Below are 22,082 nucleotides of genomic sequence, written 5' to 3'. Positions count from 1 at the left end.
CAGCGACTGTCGCCCCGGCGGCAGCAGACCGACCGACCCCACGAGGCCGAGGAGCCCACCCACATGGCAATCGACCAGATCCGCGACGCGATCCTCTCCGGTGACCGCAGCGAGGAGACCTACGCGAACCTCCCCCTCCCGCAGACCTACCGGGCCGCGACCGTCCACAAGGCCGACGTCGACATGTTCGAGGGGCTGGCCACCCGCGACAAGGACCCGCGCAAGTCGCTGCACATCGACGACGTCGAGATCCCCGAGCTCGCCCCCGACGAGGCGCTCGTCGCCGTCATGGCCAGCGCGATCAACTTCAACACCGTGTGGACCTCGATCTTCGAGCCGGTCTCGACCTTCTCCTTCCTCGAGCGCTACGGGAAGCTGAACAAGTACTCCAAGCGCCACGACCTGCCGTACCACATCGTCGGCTCCGACCTCTCCGGCGTTGTGCTGCGCACCGGTGGCCACGTCTCCAAGTGGAAGCCCGGCCAGGAGGTCGTCGCGCACTGCCTGTCCGTCGAGCTCGAGGACGCAGACGGCCACGACGACACGATGATGGACCCGCAGCAGCGCATCTGGGGCTTCGAGACCAACTTCGGCGGCCTCGCCGAGCTGGCCATCGTCAAGGCCAACCAGCTGATGCCCAAGGCCGACCACCTCACCTGGGAGGAGTCCGCCTCCCCCGGCCTGGTCAACTCCACCGCCTACCGCCAGCTGATCTCCAAGAACGGCGCCGCGCTCAAGCTCGGTGACCGCGTGCTCATCTGGGGCGCCTCCGGTGGCCTGGGCTCCTACGCCGTGCAGATGGCGCTGGCCGCCGGCGCCGAGCCGATCTGCGTCGTCTCCTCCCCCGAGAAGGCCGAGATCTGCCGCGCCATGGGTGCCGAGCTGATCATCGACCGTCGTGCCGAGGGCTACCAGTTCTGGAACGAGGACGGCACCAAGCAGAACCCCAAGGAGTGGAAGCGCCTCGGCAAGCGGATCCGCGAGCTCACCGGCGGTCACGACGTGGACATCGTCTTCGAGCACCCGGGCCGCGAGACCTTCGGCGCCTCGGTCTACGTCGCGCGCAAGGGCGGCAAGATCGTCACCTGCGCCTCGACCTCGGGCTACATGCACGAGTACGACAACCGCTACCTGTGGATGAACCTCAAGAGCATCATCTCCAGCCACTTCGCCAACTACCGCGAGTCCTGGGAGGCCAACGCGCTGATCAGCCGCGGCCTGATCCACCCCACGCTCAGCCGGACCTACTCCCTCGACGAGGTCGGCCAGGCCACGCTCGACGTGCACCACAACAAGCACCAGGGCAAGGTCGGCGTGCTCACCCTCGCCCCCGAGGCCGGCCTGGGTGTCTCCAACCCGGACAAGCGCGCGCAGTTCGAGAAGCAGATCAACCGCTTCCAGGACGCCTGACCCGCTCCACCCACGCGAAGGGGGTCGCACCGGTCACCGGTGCGGCCCCCTTCGTCGTGCGGCCCGGAGAACTGCTGCGCTCTTGTGACGCGCGGGTACGACGGGCACTCGCGACGACGGGCCGCGCGAGAACCCCAAGATCCCGGGCTCGACCGTCACCCAGCCGCGTCAAGTGATCGTCGTACCCGCGAGTAACCTCAGCGTCGGTCGCTTCCGGGAGCGGTGGGAGGGGCACTCAGCGGCCGTAGCGGCCGTGGTCGCGGGCCTTCCAGCACTTGCCGTGCCAGTGGCGGCGGTCGTCGACGCCGCCCAGGCCGTCGTCCGGCCAGACGACGACGTGCGGCGTGCCGGGCGCGATCTCGTGGGTACAGCCCGGGCAGGTGTAGCTGCGGGTCGAGCTGTGGCCGCTCAGCTGGCGCACCACCCAGGAGCGCCCCATCCACGACTGCGTCGTCTGCGAGCCCATGGCACCCAGGGCGAGCGGACGGTGGGCGTCCCGTCGACGGCGGTTGGAGCGTGGCATGACGCCATCCTCCCAAACCGGTTGCCGCACGGCGCAGGGGAAGAGGAACGGCACGGGTCGGCGCGCCTCAAGCCGAAGTCCGATGGACGACCCTCACCGACAGACCGACGACGGGACTTCGGCAAGCGCCGACTCGTGCCGTTCCTCGCACCCGAAGGGGTACGGCTCAGTAGGTGCGGAAGCCCTCACCGGTCTTGCGGCCGAGCTTGCCGGCGGCGACGAGGTCGCGCAGCAGCGGCGCCGGGGCGAGGCTCTCGTGCCCGAACTCGGCGAGCAGCTCCTCCTCGATCGCGAGGGCGACGTCGTTGCCGACGACGTCCAGCAGCGCGAAGGGACCCATCGGGTAGCGGTAGCCCTCGGTGATCGCGGTGTCGATCTCGTCCAGGCCCGCCCCGTCCTCGTGCGCCTTGATGGCGTCGTTGAGGTAGGGGAAGAGCAGGGCGTTGACGATGAAGCCGGCGCGGTCGGAGCAGCGGACCGGGACCTTGCGGATGTGCTTGCACAGCTCGACGACCGTGTCGAGGACGTCCTGTCCGGTGTGCTCCTGGTCGATGACCTCGACGAGCTTCATGACCGGCGCGGGGTTGAAGAAGTGCATGCCGACGACGTCCTGCGGGCGCGTCGTCTGCGCGGCCAGGTCGGCGATGGACAGCGAGGAGGTCGTCGTGGCGAGCACGGCACCGTCCTTGCAGATGCGGTCCAGGTCGACGAAGAGCTGGTTCTTGACGCCGATCTCCTCGGCGATCGCCTCGATGACGATGTCGACGTCGGCGAGGGACTCGCGCTCGAGGGAGCCGGTGAGGCGGGCGAGGACCGCGTCGACGTCGGCCTGCTCCATGCGGCCCTTGTCGACCTTGCGGGTGAGGTTCTTGGCGATCTTCGCGGCGACCGCGTCGACCTTCTCCTGGCTGCGCGCGACATAGGTGACGGGGAAGCCGCAGGTCGCGAAGACCTCGATCATGCCGGTGGCCATCGTCCCGGAGCCGACGACGCCGACGGTGGTGATCTCCCGGGCCGCGCCCGCCCCGCCCGTGGAGGGGGTCAGGTCGTCGGCGACGACCTCGCCGTCCTCGTAGGTGAAGAAGCCCCGGCCGGCCGCCTTGCCGGTGCGGCCGTCGGCGATGAGCCGCTCGAGGACCTCGCTCGGCCGGTGGCGCGGGTCACCGCTCTCGGCGAAGCGCGCGGCGAGCGCGTCGCGCACGGTCTCCAGACCGAGCTCGTCGATGACGGTCAGCGGGCCCCTGGGCAGGCCGCAGCCGAAGCGCATGCCGTTGTCGAGGTCCTCGCGGGAGGCGTACTTCTCCTCGAACATCGTGGCGGCATGGTTCAGGTACGGAAAGACGAGGGCGTCGGCGAGAGAGCGCGATTCAGACATGTCTGGAGTGTTCCAGCCGGACCTACCCCGTGGTAGTGCCCGACGGCGTGACAGTGGGCACAGGTGATCCGCGCGATACCGCCGGGGCCCACCGGCCGACCCTGCCGGGCACGGCCGACCCGACCCGCTTGGGCGCGGCCCGCCGGAGCCGTAGGGTCTGGCTCGTGCGAGTGGTGATTGCGAACTGCAGTGTCGAGTACGAGGGCCGGCTGAACGCCCACCTCCCCCTGGCGACCCGGCTGCTCATGGTCAAGGCCGACGGCTCGGTGCTCATCCACAGCGACGGTGGCTCCTACAAGCCGCTGAACTGGATGGCTCCCCCGTGCGCCATGGCCGAGGTGGAGCCGGACGAGACCGAGACCGCCGAGGGTGTGGTCGCCGTGTGGAACGTCCAGCACGCCAAGACCGAGGACCGGCTGCGGGTGCGCCTGCACGAGATCCACCACGACTCCTCCCACGAGCTCGGCGTCGACCCGGGGCTGGTCAAGGACGGCGTCGAGGCCCACCTGCAGAAGCTGCTCGCCGAGCACATCGGCACCCTCGGGGACGGCTACACCCTCGTGCGTCGGGAGTACATGACGGCGATCGGTCCCGTGGACATCCTCGCCAAGGACGCGAAGGGGGTCTCCGTCGCCGTCGAGATCAAGCGCCGCGGCGAGATCGACGGCGTCGAGCAGCTCACCCGCTACCTCGAGCTGATGAACCGCGACCCGCAGCTGCGACCGGTCACCGGGGTCTTCGCCGCGCAGGTGATCAAGCCCCAGGCGCGCACGCTCGCCGAGGACCGCGGCATCCGCTGCGTGACCCTCGACTACGACGAGCTCAAGGGCATCGACACGAGCATGCACCGCCTCTTCTGATCCCGCTTGGCTTCGAGGCTCGTCGCAGAGCTCCTCACACCTCAGCCAGCGGGCTCGGCGTGCGAAGGTCGCCGCCCGGCCCCGGCCACCGGTGGCTGAGGCGCGAAGGCCGCCTTCGGCCTGAGCCTCGAAGCCTTCCTGCGCACTAGGCTGGTCACAAGCAGCCGAGGGAGGAGGCAGGCATGGCAACCACACAGCCGAGCCACCTCCCTTCGCCCGCACCGGACCCCGACCCCGGCGACGTGGTGTCCTGGGTGGCCGACGAGCTCGGCATCGGCTGGGGACTGCTCTGGGGTCTGGTCGTGCCGCTGTTCGTCGTGGTAGCCGTCGGCCTGGTGCTGACCGTGCTGCTGTGGCGCCGCTACGGACGCTCCCCCTCGAGCAGCACCGGGGTCGATCTCTTCCCCGGCCAGGTCGTCACCCTGCGCACGGCGGAGGGCGCCCACGGGCAGGTCTTCGTCGAGGGCAGCTGGTGGTCGGTGCGCAGCGAGGTCCCCCTCCGCGCCGGCGAGGACGTGCGGATCACGGCCGTGGACCGCCTGGAGCTGCTCGTCGAACCCCTCGAGTCACCGCAAGGCAAGGAGGAGTCATGATCGACACCACCCTGATCGGTCTGGTCATCGCGGCACTGGCCGTGGGCTACGTCGTCACCCGTGCGGTGAGGATCATCCCCGAGTACGAGCGCGCGGTGGTCTTCCGCCTCGGGCGCATCCAGGACGCCAAGGGGCCGGGCGTGATCATCGTCGCGCCCATCGTGGACAAGGTGCGCAAGATCGACCTGCGCACGCACACCTACGACGTGCCCCCGCAGGACCTGATCACCAAGGACAACGTCACCGTCCAGGTCAACGCGGTGACCTACTACAACGTCGTGGACCCTGTCCGCGCGGTGCTCGCCATCGAGAACTACCAGGTCGGTACGCAGCAGGTGGCCCAGACGACGCTGCGCAGCATCATCGGCCAGACCAGCCTCGACGACCTGCTGACCAAGCGCGAGGAGATCAACGCCAAGCTCCAGCAGATCATCGACGAGGTGACCAACCCGTGGGGCATCAAGGTCACGATCGTCGAGGTCAAGGACGTGCTGCTCCCCGAGAGCATGCGCCGCGCCATGGCCCGCCAGGCGGAGTCCGAGCGCGACCGCCGCGCGAAGGTCATCCACGCCATCGGTGAGCAGGAGGCCGCCGAGAACCTCGCCAAGGCAGCGGAGGTCATGGAGGCGCACCCGGCCGCGATGCACCTGCGCACGCTCTCCTCGATGCTCGAGCTGGGCGCGGAGCAGAACTCGACGGTCGTCTTCCCGCTGCCGATGGAGCTGTTGCGCCTCTTCGACGCGGCGGCCGTGGGGATGGGCGCCCAGTCCAGCACGCCGAAGGGGGCCGCCCCGGCCACGAGCACCGCCTCACCGGCGGCGGGCACCGCCTCACCGGCAGCGGGTGGCGCCTCACCGGCGGGTGGTCCGACGGCATCTGGATCAGCAGCAGGAGTGCCGGCGGCAGGCGGCCCGCCGATGGCACACGGCGCGTGGTCCGACGACGGGCACGAGGTGCACGCCGAGGGCGACCACCCGCGTCCGGTCAGCCACGAGCGCGACGACTGGGAGTGAGCGCCTAGTAGGCCTCGCCCAGCTCGATCCGCCTGATGGCGGCTGCCGCGTCCGTGGTCTCGCCGCTCAGCACGAGCACCGTCTCGCCCCGGTGCAGGTCGGCGATCTCCGCGAGCAGGGCCGATGGGGGCTCGCCCAGCTCGAGGCCCGGCTCCTGCTCCAGCGGCACGTCCAGTGCCGCGGCCACCGCCGCACCCCGGGCATCGCCCGGAGGGGTGACGACGGCCAGCACCGACTCGCCGACGAGCCGCTCGACGAGGGCGGGCACGCCCCCTTCGCCCTCCGGGGTGGCGGTGAGCAGAAGCGTCGCCGGACAGTGCATGGTCACCCGGCCACTGTATGGGGGCGAGCCATCCCTTCGAGACGCTTGCTGCGCAAGCTCCTCAGGGAACGTGGAGAAGCGTGCTGCGCGAACTCACACCTCAACCACCGGGGGGTCAGGCCGTGGCGGTCTCGTGCGCGGGCAGGCCGCGCTGCTCGCGGATGATGTCGACGAAGCGGCCCATGATCTCGTTGAGGCCGAAGTCCTTCGGTGTGAAGACCGCGGCCACGCCCATCTCCTGCAGACGCTTGGCGTCGGACTCGGGGATGATGCCGCCGACGATGACCGGGATGTCGCCGGCGCCCTGCGCCCTCAGCCCCTCGAGGACGTCCGGGACGAGCTCCATGTGCGAGCCGGAGAGGATCGAGACACCGACGAGGTGCACGTCCTCGGCGACGGCCGCCGAGACGATCTGGTCGGGCGTGAGCCGGATGCCCTGGTAGATGACCTCGAAGCCGGCGTCACGCGCCCGCACCGCAATCTGCTCGGCGCCGTTGGAGTGACCGTCCAACCCGGGCTTGCCGACGAGGACGCGCAGCTTCTCGCCGAGCTCCTCCTCCGTGCGGGTGACACGATCGCGCACCGACTGCAGCTCCTCGGAGCCGCCGTCGGCCACACCGACCGAGCCGGATACACCGGTCGGGGCGCGGAACTCACCGAAGACCTCGCGCAGCGCCTGGGCCCACTCCCCGACCGTGACGCCGGCACGGGCGCACTCGAGGGAGGCCTCCATGAGGTTCTCGTCGGTCCCGGCGACCTCGCGCAGGCGCTCGAGGGAGGCTGCGGCCCGCGGACCGCGCTCCGGGTCGGCGTCGCGCTCGGAGCGCCAGGTGCGGATGGCCTCGACCGCGGCCTCCTCGACGCCCTCGTCGACCGTCTGGATCGCGGTGTCGAGGTCGGCGGTCAGCGGGTTGGGCTCGGTCGTCTCGAACTTGTTGACCCCGACGACGATGTCCTCGCCGGCCTCGATGCGCTGGCGCCGCAGCGCGTGGCTGGCGACGAGCGCGGACTTCATGTAGCCCGACTCGACGGCCGGGACGGCGCCGCCCATCTCCTGGATGCGGTCGATCTCGGCCTTGGCGCCCTCGACGATCTCGGCGACCTTCTTCTCCACGACCGGGGAGCCGGCGAAGAGGTCGTCGTACTCGAGCAGGTCGGACTCGAAGGCGAGGACCTGCTGCAGGCGCAGCGCCCACTGCTGGTCCCAGGGACGCGGCAGGCCGAGCGCCTCGTTCCACGCCGGGAGCTGCACCGCGCGGGCGCGGGCGTCCTTGCTCATGGTGACGGCGAGCATCTCGAGCACGATGCGCTGGATGTTGTTCTCCGGCTGCGCCTCGGTCAGACCCAGACTGTTGACCTGCACGCCGTAGCGGAATCGGCGCTGCTTGGCCTCGGTGACGCCGTAACGCTCCCGGGTGATCTCGTCCCACAGCTGGACGAAGGCGCGCATCTTGCACATCTCCTCGACGAAGCGCACGCCTGCGTTGACGAAGAAGGAGATGCGGGCGACGACCCTGCCGAACTCCTCCTCCGGCACCCGGCCGGAGTCGCGGACGGCGTCGAGGACGGCGATCGCCGTGGACATCGCGTAGGCGACCTCCTGCACGGGCGTCGCGCCGGCCTCCTGCAGGTGGTAGCTGCAGATGTTGATCGGGTTCCACTTGGGGATCTCGCCGACGGTGTAGGTGACCATGTCGGTGATCAGGCGCATCGAGGGCCCGGGCGGGAAGACGTGCGTCCCGCGGCTCAGGTACTCCTTGATGATGTCGTTCTGCGTCGTGCCGCCGAGCTTGGCGACGACCTCGGCCGGGTCCTGGCCGGCGGCCTCGGCCTGCTCCTCCGCGGCGACCTGGTACATCGCCAGCAGGTACATCGCGACGGCGTTGATCGTCATCGACGTGTTCATCTCGCCGAGCGGGATCTGGTCGAAGAGCTTGCGCATGTCGCCGATGTGGCTGATCGGCACGCCGACCTTGCCCACCTCGCCACGGCTGAGCACGTGGTCGGGGTCGTACCCGGTCTGCGTCGGTAGGTCGAAGGCGACCGAGAGGCCGGTCTGGCCCTTGGCCAGGTTGCGGCGGTACAGCTCGTTGGACGCCGCGGCGCTGGAGTGACCGGCGTAGGTGCGCATCACCCAGGGGCGGTCACGCTCGGGACGCGCCGCCTCGGCGGCAGGAGTGGGGGAATCGGTGCTCTCGGCCATGGTGGCAAGGTACCGTCGCGTGGCCCGGGGTCACAGGGTCATCCGCGGTGAAGGTCGCCACAGTCGAGGCGGTGGGTCGGTGCGATCGGACGCCGACTCGCCCATGATTCGTCCGCGCGTCCACCTCAACCCTGGGGCCAGGGCGGGCTCAGCCGGCCACGGAACGGCGGCGCGGCCGCTGCACCTGCTCCACGTCGTGGAGGAGGCGGACCAGGCCTGCCCGGCGCAGCAGCCGGGTGGTGCGCTCGTCGGCACCGGTGAAGCGCAGCCGCCGTCCCGCCCGTGCGGCGCGGGCGTGCGCCCCGAGCAGCGTGGCGAAGCCCGCCTGGTCAACGACCGTCGACTCCGAGATGTCCACGAGGACCTGGCCGCTGCCCTCGCGCAGCACACCCACGAGCTCCTGACGCAGGTCGGCACTGTGCCGGATGTCGAAGGGCACGCCCACCCGGACGCGGGTGGCCCCGTCGCCACCCACTGGCGTCAGCGCGGTCAGTGCGCTCATTCCGGTCACCTGCTTTCCCCTGCTGCCAACCGATGTCACCCAGTGTGACGCGCGCCTCCCCACGGGGGTTGCACCCTGCCGTCACGATGCGATTACACAACTCCCTGCGGATGGTCAGGTGGCGGCCACCGCACGGTCAGTGCGGGCACCTGCGACGATGGCGGCATGGTCAACCTGACGAAGATCTACACCCGCACCGGCGACGAGGGCACGACGGCACTCGGGGACTTCAGCCGCACGAGCAAGACGGACTCACGCCTGCAGGCCTACGCCGACTCGAACGAGGCCAACGCGGTCATCGGGGTGGCCATCGCGACCGGCGGGCTGCCCGAGGAGGTCGTCACGACCCTCACCCGGGTGCAGAACGACCTCTTCGACCTGGGCGCCGACCTGTCGACCCCGCTGCAGGAGGCGCCGAAGTACCCGCCGCTGCGCGTGAAGCAGGCGTGGGTCGACGAGCTCGAGGCCGACTGCGACCACTACCTCGAGCAGGTCGAGCCGCTGCGCTCCTTCATCCTCCCGGGCGGCACCGCGGCATCGGCCCACCTGCACCACGCGACGACCGTGGTCCGCCGGGCCGAGCGCTCGGCCTGGGCCGCCCGCGAGGAGTACGGCACGGAGACGGCCGGCGAGCGCGGGGTCGGCGGCGTGAGCCCGCTGACGACGACCTACCTGAACCGCTTGTCCGACCTGCTCTTCATCCTCGCCCGTATCGCCAACCTCCCGATCGGCGGCGACGTGCTGTGGCAGCCGGGCGGTGGCCGCGAGGAGGCCCCGCAGCGTCGCACGCGCGGGTGAGCCGCCCCCTTCGTCCTCAGGTGACGTTGACGTTGTGGCCCGGCGGGGCCGACTCGAGCCACGAGCGCACGGCCGGGTAGATCTTCGGCTCGACGGCCAGGTCCGCGAGGTGCTCGCGGCCCCGTGTCAGGGTCACCGCGACGGCGCTGTCCAGGCCCGGGAGCGAGACGGGTTCCGGCGCGGGGGTGGAGATCTCCATGCCCTCCCGCGCCCACGACATCGAGGGGGACGTCGTCAGGCCGGCCACGCTGAACCAGTCGAGGTCACGCACCCCCATACGCAACAACCCGAGTCGCCAACGAGACGACCCGGGCAGGCGGACGGCACAGGGACACATCGGTCCGTGGGCGGCCAACGCACGTCGGCGCAGCCACAGCACGACGAGCCACAGCGCGAGGAGCAGACACCCTGCAAGGAGGAGGACCTCCACGACCTGCAGGGTTGACATGGCTGGGTCAGGCCCTGGCCGGGACCTGGACGGTCTCCGCGACGATCGTCACGGTGTCGTGGTCGACGGAGAAGAAGCCGCCGTCGATGGAGGCGCTCTGGTCACCCTCGGGGGACGAGATCAGCACGTCACCCTCCACGAGGACACCGAGCATCGGGGTGTGACCCGGCATGACACCGATCTCTCCCTCGGTGGTGCGGGCCCGGACCATGCTGGCCTCTCCGGACCAGACCTTGCGGTCTGCGGCGACGAGTTCAACGTTCAGGGAGCTCACGAGGGGTCCTTCGATATCGGGGTGAGTGCCACTCCATGCTATCCCGCGTGGGGCGATGCGTCGGACACCAGGTCAGGCGACCACGAGTGCGAAGTAGTCCTGGCCCACTCCGAGGCTGACCATCCGCACGGCGGAGTAGGCCAGCCACACGGTGATCAGCCCGAGCAGCACCTTCGGGTCGACGAGCGAGAGGAGGCGCTCGGGTGGTCGCCGCCGGACGAGCGCGACACCGACATAGGCGACGATCCCCGCCGCGGCGGCCATGCCGATCGGGCCGAAGAGGTTGTACTCGAAGGCGGTGAGCACGTCACCGTGCGCGAGGTGCACCCACGACCGGGTCATGCCGCACCCCGGGCAGGGCAACCCGGTAAAGATCCGCAGCAGGCACGTCGGCTCGCCGGAGTCGACGGAGGCGACCGGCCACAGCCGGGCGACGCCCAGACCGACGAGGCTGACGGCGGCGATGACGAGCACGACGATCCGCTCGCTGCGGTTCGTGCCCTGCGCGAGCGGGAGCGGTCCCTGACCGGTCGCGGCCGTCATCGCCACGTCCGCCCGCGCACGTCTCCTGCTGTCCTCATGTCGGCCAGTGTAGGTCGCTCCCCCGACGGATGCGGCCGTCCCCCCTTCGTCGGGCGAAGGGGGGCGGCCGGGTGGTGCGTGGTGGATCAGGAGTTCTTCTGGATCTCCGCCCACTGGCGCTCGACGTCCTCGAGGCCACCGCACATGAAGAAGGCCTGCTCGCCGATGTGGTCGTACTCGCCGTCACAGATCTTGGTGAAGGCCTCGATGGTCTCGGACAGCGGAACCGTCGAGCCCTCGATGCCGGTGAACTGCTTGGCGACGTACGTGTTCTGCGAGAGGAACCGCTCGATGCGACGCGCGCGGCCGACGAGGATCTTGTCCTCCTCGGACAGCTCGTCGATACCGAGGATCGCGATGATGTCCTGCAGCTCCTTGTTGCGCTGGAGGATCGACTTCACGCGCACCGCGGTGCCGTAGTGCTCCTCGGTGATGTAACGACGGTCGAGGATCCGGCTGGTGGAGGTCAGCGGGTCCACGGCCGGGTAGATGCCCTGCGAGGCGATCTCACGGGAGAGCTCGGTCGTCGCGTCCAGGTGGGCGAAGGTGGTCGCCGGTGCCGGGTCGGTGTAGTCGTCGGCCGGCACGTAGATCGCCTGCATCGAGGTGATCGAGTGACCACGCGTGGAGGTGATGCGCTCCTGGAGCGTGCCCATCTCGTCGGCCAGGGTCGGCTGGTACCCCACGGCGGAGGGCATGCGGCCCAGCAGCGTGGAGACCTCGGAGCCGGCCTGCGTGAAGCGGAAGATGTTGTCGATGAACAGCAGCACGTCCTGCTTCTGCACGTCGCGGAAGTACTCCGCCATCGTCAGCGCGGACAGGGCGACGCGCAGACGCGTGCCCGGCGGCTCGTCCATCTGGCCGAAGACCAGTGCGGTCTGGCCGAGGACGCCGGCCTCCTCCATCTCGACCATGAGGTCGTTGCCCTCACGGGTGCGCTCGCCGACACCGGCGAAGACGGAGACACCACCGTGGTCGCGGGCGACTCGGGCGATCATCTCCTGGATGAGGACGGTCTTGCCGACGCCGGCACCACCGAAGAGGCCGATCTTGCCACCCTGGACGTACGGGGTGAGCAGGTCGATGACCTTGATGCCGGTCTCGAACATGGTGGTCTTCGACTCGAGCTGGTCGAAGGGCGGAGCCTGTCGGTGGATGCCCCAGCGCTCGGAGACCTCGAGGGTCTCGCCCTCCTTGAGGTTGAGGCAGGCGCCGGTGGTGTTGAAGACCTTGCCGAGGGTGACATCACCGACGGGGACGGTGATCGGGCCGCCGGTGTCCTGGACCTGCGCGCCGCGCACGAGGCCGTCGGTCGGCTGCAACGAGATCGCCCGGACCATGTTGTCGCCGATGTGCTGGGCGACCTCGAGGTTGACCCGGTGCGATACGCCGTCGATGGCGACCTCGGTGGTCAGCAGGTTGTACGGCTCGGGCATGGTGTCGACGCTGAACTCGACGTCGACGACCGGGCCGATGACGCGGGAGACGCGCCCGACCCCACCCGAGGTGGTGGTGTTCTCTTCGGTGACGGTGGCAGTCATGGGGTTTCTCTCTACCTTCTCACTTGGACTCGGCCAGGGCGCTGGCGCCGCCGACGATCTCGGAGATCTCCTGGGTGATCTCGGCCTGGCGGGCCTGGTTGGCCAGCCGGGTGTACTTCTTGATGAGCTCCTCGGCGTTGTCGGTCGCCGACTTCATGGCGCGCTGGCGCGCCGCGAGCTCGGAGGCGGCCGCGTGCAGGAGGGCGTTGAAGATGCGCGCGTTCACGTACCGCGGCAGCAGTGTGTCGAGCAGCTCCTCGGCGTTGGGCTCGAAGTCGTAGAGCGGGTAGATCTCGTCACCCTCCGGCTCCTCGACGCCCTCGACGACCTCGAGCGGCAGCAGGCGGACCGCTTCCGGCTCCTGGCCGACCATCGACACGAATCGGGTGGAGACGACGTGGACCTCGTCCACGCCACCGTCCTCCCGGTCGGCCTGGAAGTCCGCGACGAGCCGCTCGCCGATCTCGCGGGCGTTCTCGAACTTCGGCTTCTCGGTGAACCCGGTCCACTCGGCCGCGTACTCACGCTTGCGGAACGAGTAGAACGAGACCGCGCGCCGACCGACGAGGTAGGGCACGACCTCCTTGCCCTCGTCACGCAGGCGTGCGGCGATGCGCTCGCCCTCCTTGAGGACGTTGGCGTTGTACCCGCCCGCGAGGCCACGGTCGGCCGCGACGACGACGAGCGCTGCACGCGCGACGTCCTCGCGCTCCGTGGTCAGGGGGTGGTCCTCGTCGGAGTACGTGGCCACGGCCGACGCCGCGCGGGTCAGCGCACGCGCGTACGGCGTTGACTCACGCACGGCCTGCTGTGCCTTGACGACCCGCGACGCTGCCATGAGCTCCATGGCGCGCGTGATCTTCTTGGTCGCACTGACGGACCGGATGCGCTGCCGGTACTCCCGGATCTGCGCTCCCATGCGTTTCCGCCTCTCTGGTGGTTCGTGGTCGAGAAGTCGGCCGACGGCCGACCAGGGGTGCGAGGTGCCCCGGCCGGGCGCCCGAGGGCACCCGGCCGAAGACATCAGCGCTTCTGCTTGACGATCTGCTCCTGCGAGGAGTCGAGCGCGTCGTCGCCGTCCTCCTCGGTGCTGCCCATCGGCACCTCGTCCCCGTCGCCCGCGACGAAGGTCGGACGGAAGGCGTCGAAGGCCGAGGCCAGCGCCTGCTGGGTCGAGTCCTCCCAGTCGCCGCGCTCACGCAGCGCATCGAGCAGACCCTGCTCGTTGCGGTGCAGGTAGTCGATCCACTCGGACTCGAAGCGCGAGATGTCGCCGACCGCGACGTCGTCGAGACGACCGGTGGTACCGGCCCAGACCGAGACGACCTGGTCCTCGACCGGGAACGGGTTGGCCTGACGCTGCTTGAGCAGCTCGACGAGCCGGGCGCCTCGGGCCAGCTGCTGCTTCGAGGCCGGGTCGAGGTCGGACGCGAACATCGCGAAGGCCTCGAGGGAGCGGTACTGGGCCAGGTCGAGCTTGAGACGACCCGCGACCTTCTTCATCGGCTTGATCTGCGCGTCACCGCCGACTCGGGAGACCGAGACACCCACGTCGATGGCGGGGCGCACGTCCGAGTTGAACAGGTCGGCCTGCAGGTAGATCTGGCCGTCGGTGATGGAGATGACGTTGGTCGGGATGTACGCCGAGACGTCACCGGCCTTCGTCTCGATGATCGGCAGACCGGTCATCGAGCCGGCACCCATCCCGTCGGAGAGCTTGGCGCAGCGCTCCAGCAGACGCGAGTGCAGGTAGAAGACGTCACCCGGGTAGGCCTCACGGCCCGGCGGGCGGCGCAGCAGCAGCGACATCGAGCGGTAGGCCTCGGCCTGCTTGCTCAGGTCGTCGAAGACGATGAGGACGTGCTTGCCCTGGTACATCCAGTGCTGACCGATGGCCGACCCGGTGAAGGGGGCCAGGTACTTGAAGCCGGCCGCGTCGGACGCGGGGGCCGCGACGATGGTCGTGTACTCCATCGCGCCGGCCTCCTCGAGGGAGCCCTTGACCGAGGCGATCGTCGAGCCCTTCTGACCGATGGCGACGTAGATGCAGCGCACCTGCTGGTTCGGGTCGCCGGTCTCCCAGGCCTGCTTCTGGTTGATGATCGTGTCGACCGCGACCGTGGTCTTGCCGGTCTGGCGGTCACCGATGATCAGCTGACGCTGGCCACGGCCCACCGGGATCATGGCGTCGATGGCCTTGATGCCCGACTGCAGCGGCTCGTGGACCGACTTGCGGTCGACGACGCTCGGAGCCTGCAGCTCGAGCGCGCGACGCCCCTCGGAGACGACCTCGCCGAGGCCGTCGATCGGCTGGCCGAGCGGGTTGACGACGCGGCCGAGGAAGTTGTCACCGATCGGGACCGAGAGGACCTCGCCGGTGCGCTTGACCTCCTGGCCCTCCTCGAGCTTGGAGAAGTCGCCGAGGACGACGACACCGATCTCGTGGACGTCGAGGTTGAGTGCGAGGCCGAGCGTGCCGTCCTCGAACTCGAGCAGCTCGTTCGTCATGGCCGAGGGCAGGCCCTCGACGTGGGCGATGCCGTCACCGGTGTCGGTGACGCGGCCGACCTCTTCACGGGAGGCCGCGCCCGGGTTGTAGGACTGCACGTAGCCGTCCAGGGCGTCCCGGATCTCCTCCGGACGGATCGAAAGCTCCGTCATGTTGTCTTCTCCTCGTTGCCGGCCGTGGTGGGGGCCGAGTGGGTGGTCTGCATGGTGGTTGTGGACTCGGGCCTCAGCCGGCCAGGTGTCGCTTTGCCTCGTCGAGGCGGCGCAGGACGGTCCCGTCGACGACCTCGTCGCCGATCTGGACCCGGAGGCCGCCGATGACGTCCTCGTCGTGGACGACGTGCAGCTGGACCGCCTTGCCGTAGACCCGCTGCAGAGCGTCCGAGAGCCGGGTGCGCTGTGCGTCGGTGAGGTCGACCGCCGTCATGACGACCGCGGTGTACTGCTGACGACGCTCGGCCGCGACCTGGAGGTACTCCTCGATGGTCCGCGAGAAGCGCCGACCGCGCGGAGCCAGAACGGCCTGTCGTGCCAGACGCAGCGTCTCCGGACGGGTCTTGCCCTCCAGGAGCGAGCTGACGAGCTCGGCCTTGCCGGCCCGGTCACCCTGGCGGTTGGCGAGCGCGTCGCGCAGCTCGGGGTTGCCCGCGACGACCCGCTCGAAGCGGAAGAGCTCGTCCTCGACCTGATCGATCGCCCGGTTGTCCTCGGCACCCTTGAGCGCGGCCTCGACGGCGAAACGCTCGAGCGTGTCGGTGAGGTCCCGATCGGCCGACCACCGCTGGGCGGCCAGGCTCGCGACGGCACCGACGGTGCCCTCGGAGATCTTGCCGCCGAGCAGCCGGGTCACCAGACCCGACTTGTCGCTACCCTCGCGGGAGGGGTCGGCGACGCTGCGACGCAGGGTCGCGTTGTCGTCGAGCAGCCCGACCACGGCGAAGAGCTCGTCCGCCACGACGGCCGGGTCACCGGACGTCAGCGCCGACTCGAAGGCCGGACGACCCTCGAGGACGGCAGTGCGGGAGGAACCTCGCATCAGGCGTCACGACCCGTCGTGACGCGCTCCGGCTGGACCTTGCCCGTCTCGAGGTCGGTCAGGAAGCCGTCGATGAGGCTCTGGCGGCTCCCGGAGTCCTGCAGCTCGTGACCGACGATGCGGCCGGCCAGGTCGGTCGAGAGACGACCCACCTCACCGCGCAGGGAGATGGCCGCCTGCTGGCGCTCCGCCTCGATCTGCTTGTGCGCCGACTCGGTGATCCGGCTGGCCTCGGCCTGGGCCTGACCGCGCATCTCCGCGACGATGGCCGCGCCCTCGGCGCGTGCGTCCTCACGGATCTTGGCGGCCTCGGCACGGGCCTCGGCGAGCTGGGACTCGTAGTGGGCCTTGGCGGCCTCGGCCTCGGCCTGGGCGTTCTCCGCCAGGGCGATGCCGCCCTCGATCGCGTCGTGACGCTCGGCGTAGGCCTGCTCGAGGTTCGGGACGACCTTCTTCGCGACGACCCAGTAGAGGATCGCGAACATGATCAGCCCGAAGACGAGCTCTTCCCAGTGCGGAATCAGAGGCATGGTCTCCCCTTCCGCCATGGCGAGCCCCACGACCGACGAGGCGGTTGCGGTGATGTGCACGGGTACTCCTAGTAACTGGTGCCGGTTGGACTGATGCCGTTACCGGCGAATCAGAGGACGAAGGCGAGCACCAGACCGAAGATGGCGAGCGCCTCGGCAAGGGCGAAGCCGAGGATGGCGATCGGCTGCAGCAGGTTGCGCGACTCGGGCTGACGGGCAACACCGTTGATGTACGCGGCGAAGATCAGCCCGACGGCGATGGCCGGACCGATGGCGGAGAGGCCGTAACCGATGAGGTTGAGGGAGCCGTCCATGTGAGATTCCTCTTTCGTGTTTCTTCTGATCCACCGCGAGGGCATCTCGCGGGGAAGTCTGGTTGTACGTGCGGGCTATGAAGTTGTGGGTCTGCGGTGCGTGGGCCGCGGCTCAGTGCGCCCCGGCGGCGGCGTCGTCGGGGATGTGCTCCTCGGCGACGGCGCCGGCGATGTAGCTGGCCGCCAGGAGGGCGAAGACGAAGGCCTGGAGGAACTGGACCAGGATCTCGAAGAGGAGCATGACGCCGGCCATCGCGAAGGTCGGCAGCGACAGCAGGCGCAGGAGGACCCCGTCGCCGTGCAGCAGGAAGAAGAAGGCGCCGGTGACGAAGAGGTAGATGACCATGTGGCCGGCGAACATGTTGCCGAAGAGTCGCAGGGCCAGCGTCAGCGGCCGCGTGATCAGGTAGGTCACGAGCTCGAGGAGGAAGACGAAGGGCACGATCCACCCGGGCAGGCCCGGCGGGATCATGTGCTTGAAGTAGCCACCGAGGCCCATCTGCTGGATGCCGACCCAGTGGTAGACCACGTAGACCACGAGCGTCAGGGCGATCGGGAAGGCGACCTTGCCGCTCACGGGGTTCATCGTCAGGAAGAAGGACCCGGCGAGGTTGTAGAACAGCACCATCGTGAACAGCGTGAAGAGCAGCGGCACGAACCGGCGGAACTCCTTGGTGCCGATCATGTCGCGCGCGATGGAGTTGCGCGGGAAGTTGTAGAAGCCCTCGAAGAGCCACTGGCCCTTGCTCGGCAGGACCGCCGCACGCTTGCTCAGCGCGATCATGGCGAAGGAGAGCACCGCGGTGATGATCGCGGCCCAGGCCATCTGGTTGGTGACGGTCAGGCCACCCACCTCGAAGAGGGGTTGCCAGAAGATCTCCGGGGTGGGGGGCTGGTAGCTCTCCCCGCCTCCGGCGGCCGCCAGCGTGGGCGCGAGCGCAGTCAAGGTCACTGAATCTCCTCGTTGTGTGGCGCGGCAGCGCGCGTCGACCCATCAGGGTGGTCGGTCGTGGGTGCCTGGGACGTACCGTATCGGAGCCAGATGATGTAGAGCGACAGCCCCATCCCGAGGATGATGCCGACGGCCACGAAGACGGTGACACCCAGCCAGCGGTCCAGCAGCCAGCCCAGTCCCCCGAAGAGGACCGGTCCGGTGATCAGGTGTGCGAGAACGGTCGACCCCATGGCGTCCGCCGCGACGATCGGGTTGGGGCGGCTGGGGTCGACGGCGTAGCGGGAGGCGGCCGACGGGTCGGCGGGCTTCTTGGTCACCAGGCGCGGTGCGTCGGGGCGGCCGGTCGTGGCACTCATGCGCGACCCGCCTGCGGGTAGATCACGTGGCGCGAGCGGACGTAGCCGGTCACCTGTCCTGCCTGCAGCACCACGGTGGCGACGACCGCGGAGAAGGCGGTGATGTCCCCCTCGAGCCAGCTGGCGCCGTGCAGCGCCAGCAGGGCGCCGACGAGGAGGATGAGCTGGCCCAGGTAGACGACACCGGCGCCGGCCATCGAGACCGCCGGGTCACCGGCGACGATGACCGTGATGGCCAGCAGGCCGACGAGGATGACGACGAAGGCGAGCAGTGACCCGGCCAGCGCGCTCAGGGCGCCGTCGGCCCCCTTCGCCATGGCCCCCACGATCGTGAGGACGACGGTCCCGGCCACGCCGGAGACGAGGACGCCTCGGCGCATGCCCTGCACGGGTGTGCGGCGGGGAGGCGTCGTCATCGGCTCACTTCGGGACGGGAGTGGGGGCTCTGCGGGATCGCACCAAGGGTACTCGAGGGCGCTTGTGAAAGTTTACACAAGCGCCCCGGGGCCGCCCAATCGACCGGTCACCGGTCGACCCGCCGGCCCTCGTCGTCGAACTGCTTGGGCCGGTGACCGGGTCGGGAGAAGCGCGGCAACCAGGCCGTCAGACCGGCCGCGAGGAGGATCATCCCCGCTCCGCCGGCGGCGGCCGCACCCGGCGGCAGGAAGATGAAGCTGACGGCCCCCATCGCCAGGACGAGCGCCCACAGCCACAGCAGCAGCACCGCCCGCCGGTGCCCGTGGCCGATCTGCAGCATGCGGTGGTGCAGGTGCTGGCTGTCCGGGTGCCACGGCCGCTGGCCCCGGGCGGTGCGCCGGACCACGGCCCACAGGACGTCGATCAGCGGCAGCAGGATGATCGAGATGGGGATGAGCAGCGGCAGGATCGTCGACGCCACCCGGTTGGCGCTGACGTCGGCGGGCGCGATGTGGCCGACGTTGAGGATCGTCGCCGCCGCGAAGAGCAGCCCCAGCGTCAGCGCCCCGGAGTCCCCCATGAACAGTTTCGCCGGGTAGATGTTGTGCGGCAGGAAGCCCATGCAGCTGCCGGCCAGTGCCGCCGCGACGAAGGTCGCCGAGGAGAAGACGTTGGGCGGGCTGATGTTGGCGGTGATGCCGTAGCTGTAGAGGAAGAAGGCGACCGCCGCGATGGCGACGATCCCGGCGGCGAGCCCGTCGAGGCCGTCGATGAAGTTCACCGCGTTGATGCACAGCACCACGACGAAGATCGTCAGGATCACCAGCAGCGGTGCCGGCAGGACCGTGACCACCCCGAGCGGCAGCGAGAAGAACTGCACGCCCGCGAAGGCGATGATCGCGGCCGCGAGGAGCTGCCCACCGAGCTTGGTCAGCGCATCGAGCTCACGCACGTCGTCGATCGCCCCGAGGAGGCAGACGACGCCCGCCCCGACGAGGACACCGATGAGCTCGGCGGACTCGAAGACCTGGCTGAGGAAGGGCAGCCGCCACGCCACGAGCGTGGCGGCGGCGTAGCCCAGGAACATCGCCACACCGCCGAGGCGCGGGATCGGCACGACGTTGACGTCGCGCTCCCGCACCTCGGTGAAGGCACCGACGCGCACGGCCAGCGTGCGCATCAGCGGGACGAGGACGTAGGTCGTCGCCAGCGCGACGAGGAAGACGAAGACGTACTCCCTCACCTGCTGCCTCCGCCTGCGCCGGTGACCGGGCGGATCAGCGGGGGTAGGCCGGGAACTGCGTCACGAGGTCGGTGACGGTGCCCCGCACCTGACGGGAGACCTCGTGGTCGGGGTCGGCATCCCCCTTCGTCACGGCCGTGTGGATCAGCTCGGCGATGGTGACCATCTGGTCCGTGCCCATCCCCTGCGTGGTCACGCACGGCGTGCCGACGCGCACGCCGGAGGCGATCGAGGGCTTCTGCGGGTCGTTGGGGATGGCGTTCTTGTTCAGCGTGATGCCGGCCGCGTCGCACCGGGCCTCGGCGTCCTTGCCGGTCACCTCCACGCCCTGCAGGTCCAGCAGCGCGAGGTGGGTGTCCGTGCCGCCGGTCGTCGGGCGGATGCCGCGCTGGCCGAGCTCGTCGGCGAGGACCTTGGCGTTCTCGATGACGGACTTCGCGTACTCCTGGTAGGCGGGGGTGGCGCACTCCTTGAAGTTGACCGCCTTGGCCGCGATCGTGTGCATCTGCGGGCCGCCCTGCATCATCGGGAAGATCGCCTTGTCGAGCGCCTTGGCGTGCTCCTCCTTGCACACGAGCGCGCCGGAGCGCGGCCCGCGCAGCACCTTGTGCGTGGTGAAGGTGACGACGTCGGCGTACGGCACGGGGCTCGGGATGGCCTGGCCGGCGACGAGGCCGATGAAGTGCGCAGCGTCGACCCACATGATCGCCCCGACCTCGTCGCAGATCGCGCGGATGCGCTCGAAGTCGATCAGGCGCGGGATCGCGGAGCCGCCCGAGCAGATGACCTTGGGGCGGTGCTCCTTGGCCAGGCGCTCCATCTCGTCGTAGTCGACGTCCTCGGTCTCGGGGTGGACGCCGTAGTGGACCGCGTCGAACCACTTGCCGGAGAAGGAGACCTTGGTGCCGTGGGTCAGGTGCCCGCCGTGCGGCAGCGACATCGCCAGGATCTTCTCGCCCGGGGCGAGGAAGGCACCGTAGACGGCCTGGTTGGCGCTGGCGCCGGAGTGGGCCTGGACGTTGGCGTGGTCGGCGCCGAGCAGGCTCTTGCAGCGCTCGATCGCCAGCACCTCGGCCTTGTCGACCTCGGAGCAGCCCCCGTAGTAACGCCGGCCCGGGTAGCCCTCGGCGTACTTGTTGCTCAGCGTCGAGCCGAGGGAGGTGAGCACCTCCGGGGAGGAGATGTTCTCGCTGGCGATGAGCTGCAGGCCGCCACGGATCCGGTCGAGCTCGCTGGTGAGCACACCGGCGATCTCGGGGTCGAAGGCACGCAGCGCACCGAAGTCGGATCCGTAGAAGGTGTCATCGGTCATCGCTGGCCTCCGTGTCGGTGGACGTGTGGGTGGGGGTCTCGCTCCCGGCCGGCTCGGCCGGGTCTGCACGCTGGGGATTGTTCCACTCTTCGGCCGGGGGTGCGTCGGCGGACCCGGGCGGTGCCTCGTCAGGGGCGAAGGGGGCGACCGGCGCCGTGTCGAAGTCGGCACCGAGCACCTCCTCGAGGCGGGCGCGGTCGATCGAGCCCTGGCGCAGCACCTGCGGGTACTCCCCGGTGCAGTCGATGATCGTCGACGGCTCGACCGTGGCGCGTGGGCCGCCGTCGACGTAGACGGCGACGCTCGGGCCGAGCTGGACGGCGGCGTCGGTGACGGTGGTCGCGGCCGGCTCGCCGGTGCGGTTGGCGCTGGTGACCGCGAGCGGGCCGGTCTCGCGGAGCACGGCCAGCGCGACCTCGTCGTCGGGCATGCGCAGGGCGACCGTGCCGCCGGTCTCGCCGAGGTCCCAGTGGAGGGAGGGCTGGGCCCACAGCACGAGGGTCAGGGGGCCGGGCCACAGCGCGTCGACGAGGCGGCGGGCCTGCTCCGGGACGTCGCGCGCGAGGCCGTCGACGGTGCGGGTGTCGGGGACGAGGACCGGCGGGGGCATCTCCCGGCCCCTCCCCTTCGCGGCCAGGACGTCGGCGACGGCGGCGGGGTCGAAGGCGTCGGCCCCGATCCCGTACACGGTGTCGGTGGGGATGACCACGACCTCGCCACGGCGCACCGCGTCGACGCAGGCCTCGATGCTCGCGTCGCGGTCGGTGGTGGCATCGACGACGGGACTCATGCCCTCCACCTTATGACCCGCACTGGGACACGCCGGATTTGCCTCGTGTCCGTTGGCGCATGGCGGCTGCCGTCGTGGGTAGATTGACGCTCGTTAGGCAAGGTGCCGTGAACGAAGGAGGAACACATGCGTGGTTCGAGCCTCATCTGGACGATCGTGGGAGTTTTGCTGATCATC

The 22,082-nt window shown here is 69.8% G+C and carries 25 protein-coding genes; 5 read left to right on the top strand and 20 right to left on the bottom strand.

Annotated features, from left to right (window positions below; all coding sequences use genetic code 11):
- Positions 1-69 precede the first annotated feature (69 nt).
- Positions 70-1,410 (top strand): crotonyl-CoA carboxylase/reductase, encoded by a 1,341-nt coding sequence (gene ccrA, locus PVE36_RS04430; RefSeq protein ID WP_277455761.1) that lies wholly within the window; start codon positions 70-72, stop codon positions 1,408-1,410.
- A gap of 235 nt (positions 1,411-1,645) precedes the next feature.
- Here the strand turns inward: ccrA and PVE36_RS04425 are convergent, their stop codons facing one another.
- Together PVE36_RS04425 and PVE36_RS04420 are read right to left on the bottom strand one after the other, a co-directional pair.
- Positions 1,646-1,933, bottom strand: a complete 288-nt coding sequence (locus tag PVE36_RS04425) for a hypothetical protein (protein WP_277454817.1) — start codon at positions 1,931-1,933, stop codon at positions 1,646-1,648.
- A 166-nt stretch (positions 1,934-2,099) separates the two neighbouring features.
- The gene (locus PVE36_RS04420) at positions 2,100-3,308 is read right to left on the bottom strand and encodes a 3-hydroxyacyl-CoA dehydrogenase NAD-binding domain-containing protein (RefSeq protein WP_277454816.1); all 1,209 of its coding nucleotides are present in this window, start codon (positions 3,306-3,308) and stop codon (positions 2,100-2,102) included.
- A gap of 164 nt (positions 3,309-3,472) precedes the next feature.
- On the opposite strand from PVE36_RS04420, the gene nucS reads away from it, so the two are divergent.
- The 3 genes from nucS (at position 3,473) to PVE36_RS04405 (ending at position 5,774) form a co-directional block, all read left to right on the top strand.
- Positions 3,473-4,168, top strand: a complete 696-nt coding sequence (nucS, locus tag PVE36_RS04415; RefSeq protein WP_277454815.1) for an endonuclease NucS — start codon at positions 3,473-3,475, stop codon at positions 4,166-4,168.
- A gap of 182 nt (positions 4,169-4,350) precedes the next feature.
- Positions 4,351-4,761 (top strand): NfeD family protein, encoded by a 411-nt coding sequence (locus PVE36_RS04410; protein WP_277454814.1) that lies wholly within the window; start codon positions 4,351-4,353, stop codon positions 4,759-4,761.
- On the top strand, positions 4,758-5,774 hold the full coding sequence (locus tag PVE36_RS04405) for a slipin family protein (RefSeq protein WP_277454812.1): 1,017 nt from the start codon (positions 4,758-4,760) through the stop codon (positions 5,772-5,774). Before PVE36_RS04410 ends, PVE36_RS04405 begins: the two co-directional genes overlap by 4 nt.
- A 4-nt stretch (positions 5,775-5,778) precedes the next feature.
- Here PVE36_RS04405 and PVE36_RS04400 read toward each other — a convergent pair whose 3' ends face one another.
- The 3 genes from PVE36_RS04400 to PVE36_RS04390 form a co-directional block, all read right to left on the bottom strand.
- A complete protein-coding gene (locus tag PVE36_RS04400; protein ID WP_277454811.1) occupies positions 5,779-6,102 on the bottom strand; it encodes a hypothetical protein in 324 nt (107 codons plus the stop codon).
- Positions 6,103-6,211: 109 nt separating this feature from the next.
- A complete protein-coding gene (locus PVE36_RS04395; RefSeq protein ID WP_277455759.1) occupies positions 6,212-8,227 on the bottom strand; it encodes a protein meaA in 2,016 nt (671 codons plus the stop codon).
- Positions 8,228-8,447: 220 nt separating this feature from the next.
- Positions 8,448-8,801, bottom strand: a complete 354-nt coding sequence (locus PVE36_RS04390; RefSeq protein WP_277239874.1) for an STAS domain-containing protein — start codon at positions 8,799-8,801, stop codon at positions 8,448-8,450.
- A gap of 165 nt (positions 8,802-8,966) precedes the next feature.
- Between PVE36_RS04390 and PVE36_RS04385 the strand changes: the two genes are divergently transcribed.
- Entirely contained in the window at positions 8,967-9,599 is a 633-nt protein-coding gene (locus tag PVE36_RS04385) for a cob(I)yrinic acid a,c-diamide adenosyltransferase (RefSeq protein WP_277454810.1), read from the top strand.
- Positions 9,600-9,615: 16 nt separating this feature from the next.
- On the opposite strand, the gene PVE36_RS04380 is transcribed toward PVE36_RS04385, so the two are convergent.
- From PVE36_RS04380 to PVE36_RS04310, 15 genes are all read right to left on the bottom strand, one after another.
- The gene (locus PVE36_RS04380; protein WP_277454809.1) at positions 9,616-10,047 is read right to left on the bottom strand and encodes a DUF2550 family protein; all 432 of its coding nucleotides are present in this window, start codon (positions 10,045-10,047) and stop codon (positions 9,616-9,618) included.
- A 7-nt stretch (positions 10,048-10,054) separates the two neighbouring features.
- Positions 10,055-10,321, bottom strand: a complete 267-nt coding sequence (locus PVE36_RS04375) for a F0F1 ATP synthase subunit epsilon (protein WP_277239868.1) — start codon at positions 10,319-10,321, stop codon at positions 10,055-10,057.
- A 72-nt stretch (positions 10,322-10,393) separates the two neighbouring features.
- A complete protein-coding gene (locus PVE36_RS04370) occupies positions 10,394-10,864 on the bottom strand; it encodes a DUF2752 domain-containing protein (RefSeq protein WP_277454808.1) in 471 nt (156 codons plus the stop codon).
- A gap of 125 nt (positions 10,865-10,989) precedes the next feature.
- Complete coding sequence (gene atpD, locus PVE36_RS04365; RefSeq protein ID WP_277454807.1) at positions 10,990-12,444, bottom strand: F0F1 ATP synthase subunit beta; 1,455 nt, start codon at positions 12,442-12,444, stop codon at positions 10,990-10,992.
- Positions 12,445-12,463: 19 nt separating this feature from the next.
- A complete protein-coding gene (locus tag PVE36_RS04360) occupies positions 12,464-13,363 on the bottom strand; it encodes a F0F1 ATP synthase subunit gamma (RefSeq protein ID WP_277454806.1) in 900 nt (299 codons plus the stop codon).
- Between the two features lie 104 nt (positions 13,364-13,467).
- On the bottom strand, positions 13,468-15,105 hold the full coding sequence (gene atpA, locus PVE36_RS04355) for a F0F1 ATP synthase subunit alpha (protein ID WP_277454805.1): 1,638 nt from the start codon (positions 15,103-15,105) through the stop codon (positions 13,468-13,470).
- Between the two features lie 73 nt (positions 15,106-15,178).
- The gene (locus PVE36_RS04350; protein WP_277454804.1) at positions 15,179-15,988 is read right to left on the bottom strand and encodes a F0F1 ATP synthase subunit delta; all 810 of its coding nucleotides are present in this window, start codon (positions 15,986-15,988) and stop codon (positions 15,179-15,181) included.
- Positions 15,988-16,578, bottom strand: coding sequence for a F0F1 ATP synthase subunit B (locus PVE36_RS04345; RefSeq protein ID WP_277239857.1), 591 nt, complete (start codon positions 16,576-16,578; stop codon positions 15,988-15,990). Before PVE36_RS04345 ends, PVE36_RS04350 begins: the two co-directional genes overlap by 1 nt.
- A gap of 50 nt (positions 16,579-16,628) precedes the next feature.
- Complete coding sequence (locus PVE36_RS04340) at positions 16,629-16,832, bottom strand: ATP synthase F0 subunit C (protein WP_185990291.1); 204 nt, start codon at positions 16,830-16,832, stop codon at positions 16,629-16,631.
- 112 nt (positions 16,833-16,944) lie between these two features.
- Positions 16,945-17,784, bottom strand: a complete 840-nt coding sequence (gene atpB, locus PVE36_RS04335) for a F0F1 ATP synthase subunit A (protein ID WP_277454802.1) — start codon at positions 17,782-17,784, stop codon at positions 16,945-16,947.
- The gene (locus PVE36_RS04330; protein ID WP_277454801.1) at positions 17,781-18,143 is read right to left on the bottom strand and encodes an AtpZ/AtpI family protein; all 363 of its coding nucleotides are present in this window, start codon (positions 18,141-18,143) and stop codon (positions 17,781-17,783) included. The genes atpB and PVE36_RS04330 overlap by 4 nt, the downstream gene beginning before the upstream one ends.
- Positions 18,140-18,559 carry a hypothetical protein gene (locus tag PVE36_RS04325; RefSeq protein ID WP_277454800.1) on the bottom strand — a complete coding sequence of 140 codons (420 nt, stop codon included), beginning with the start codon at positions 18,557-18,559 and terminating at the stop codon, positions 18,140-18,142. The genes PVE36_RS04330 and PVE36_RS04325 overlap by 4 nt, the downstream gene beginning before the upstream one ends.
- Positions 18,560-18,666: 107 nt before the next feature.
- Complete coding sequence (locus tag PVE36_RS04320; protein ID WP_277454799.1) at positions 18,667-19,803, bottom strand: MraY family glycosyltransferase; 1,137 nt, start codon at positions 19,801-19,803, stop codon at positions 18,667-18,669.
- Between the two features lie 34 nt (positions 19,804-19,837).
- The gene (gene glyA, locus PVE36_RS04315; RefSeq protein ID WP_277454798.1) at positions 19,838-21,115 is read right to left on the bottom strand and encodes a serine hydroxymethyltransferase; all 1,278 of its coding nucleotides are present in this window, start codon (positions 21,113-21,115) and stop codon (positions 19,838-19,840) included.
- Positions 21,105-21,905, bottom strand: coding sequence for an L-threonylcarbamoyladenylate synthase (locus PVE36_RS04310; RefSeq protein WP_277454797.1), 801 nt, complete (start codon positions 21,903-21,905; stop codon positions 21,105-21,107). The genes glyA and PVE36_RS04310 overlap by 11 nt, the downstream gene beginning before the upstream one ends.
- Positions 21,906-22,082: the final 177 nt, after the last annotated feature.

It is taken from the genome of Janibacter sp. DB-40, from assembly GCF_029510815.1.
Classification (GTDB): domain Bacteria; phylum Actinomycetota; class Actinomycetes; order Actinomycetales; family Dermatophilaceae; genus Janibacter.
The sequence above is the reverse complement of the archived record's forward strand: the minus strand, read 5'-3'. Positions and strand labels throughout refer to the sequence as shown.

Coding starts and splice junctions, on each gene's coding strand:
- PVE36_RS04385 (WP_277454810.1), top strand. CDS start 8,967: ATGGTCAACCTGACGAAGATCTACACCCGCACCGGCGACGAGGGCACG.
- PVE36_RS04330 (WP_277454801.1), bottom strand. CDS start 18,143: ATGAGTGCCACGACCGGCCGCCCCGACGCACCGCGCCTGGTGACCAAG.
- PVE36_RS04425 (WP_277454817.1), bottom strand. CDS start 1,933: ATGCCACGCTCCAACCGCCGTCGACGGGACGCCCACCGTCCGCTCGCC.
- atpA (WP_277454805.1), bottom strand. CDS start 15,105: ATGACGGAGCTTTCGATCCGTCCGGAGGAGATCCGGGACGCCCTGGAC.
- PVE36_RS04420 (WP_277454816.1), bottom strand. CDS start 3,308: ATGTCTGAATCGCGCTCTCTCGCCGACGCCCTCGTCTTTCCGTACCTG.
- PVE36_RS04395 (WP_277455759.1), bottom strand. CDS start 8,227: ATGCGCACCTACGCCGGTCACTCCAGCGCCGCGGCGTCCAACGAGCTG.
- PVE36_RS04325 (WP_277454800.1), bottom strand. CDS start 18,559: ATGACGACGCCTCCCCGCCGCACACCCGTGCAGGGCATGCGCCGAGGC.
- PVE36_RS04310 (WP_277454797.1), bottom strand. CDS start 21,905: ATGAGTCCCGTCGTCGATGCCACCACCGACCGCGACGCGAGCATCGAG.
- glyA (WP_277454798.1), bottom strand. CDS start 21,115: ATGACCGATGACACCTTCTACGGATCCGACTTCGGTGCGCTGCGTGCC.
- PVE36_RS04340 (WP_185990291.1), bottom strand. CDS start 16,832: ATGGACGGCTCCCTCAACCTCATCGGTTACGGCCTCTCCGCCATCGGT.
- PVE36_RS04350 (WP_277454804.1), bottom strand. CDS start 15,988: ATGCGAGGTTCCTCCCGCACTGCCGTCCTCGAGGGTCGTCCGGCCTTC.
- PVE36_RS04370 (WP_277454808.1), bottom strand. CDS start 10,864: ATGACGGCCGCGACCGGTCAGGGACCGCTCCCGCTCGCGCAGGGCACG.
- atpD (WP_277454807.1), bottom strand. CDS start 12,444: ATGACTGCCACCGTCACCGAAGAGAACACCACCACCTCGGGTGGGGTC.
- PVE36_RS04405 (WP_277454812.1), top strand. CDS start 4,758: ATGATCGACACCACCCTGATCGGTCTGGTCATCGCGGCACTGGCCGTG.
- PVE36_RS04410 (WP_277454814.1), top strand. CDS start 4,351: ATGGCAACCACACAGCCGAGCCACCTCCCTTCGCCCGCACCGGACCCC.
- PVE36_RS04360 (WP_277454806.1), bottom strand. CDS start 13,363: ATGGGAGCGCAGATCCGGGAGTACCGGCAGCGCATCCGGTCCGTCAGT.
- PVE36_RS04380 (WP_277454809.1), bottom strand. CDS start 10,047: ATGTCAACCCTGCAGGTCGTGGAGGTCCTCCTCCTTGCAGGGTGTCTG.
- PVE36_RS04390 (WP_277239874.1), bottom strand. CDS start 8,801: ATGAGCGCACTGACCGCGCTGACGCCAGTGGGTGGCGACGGGGCCACC.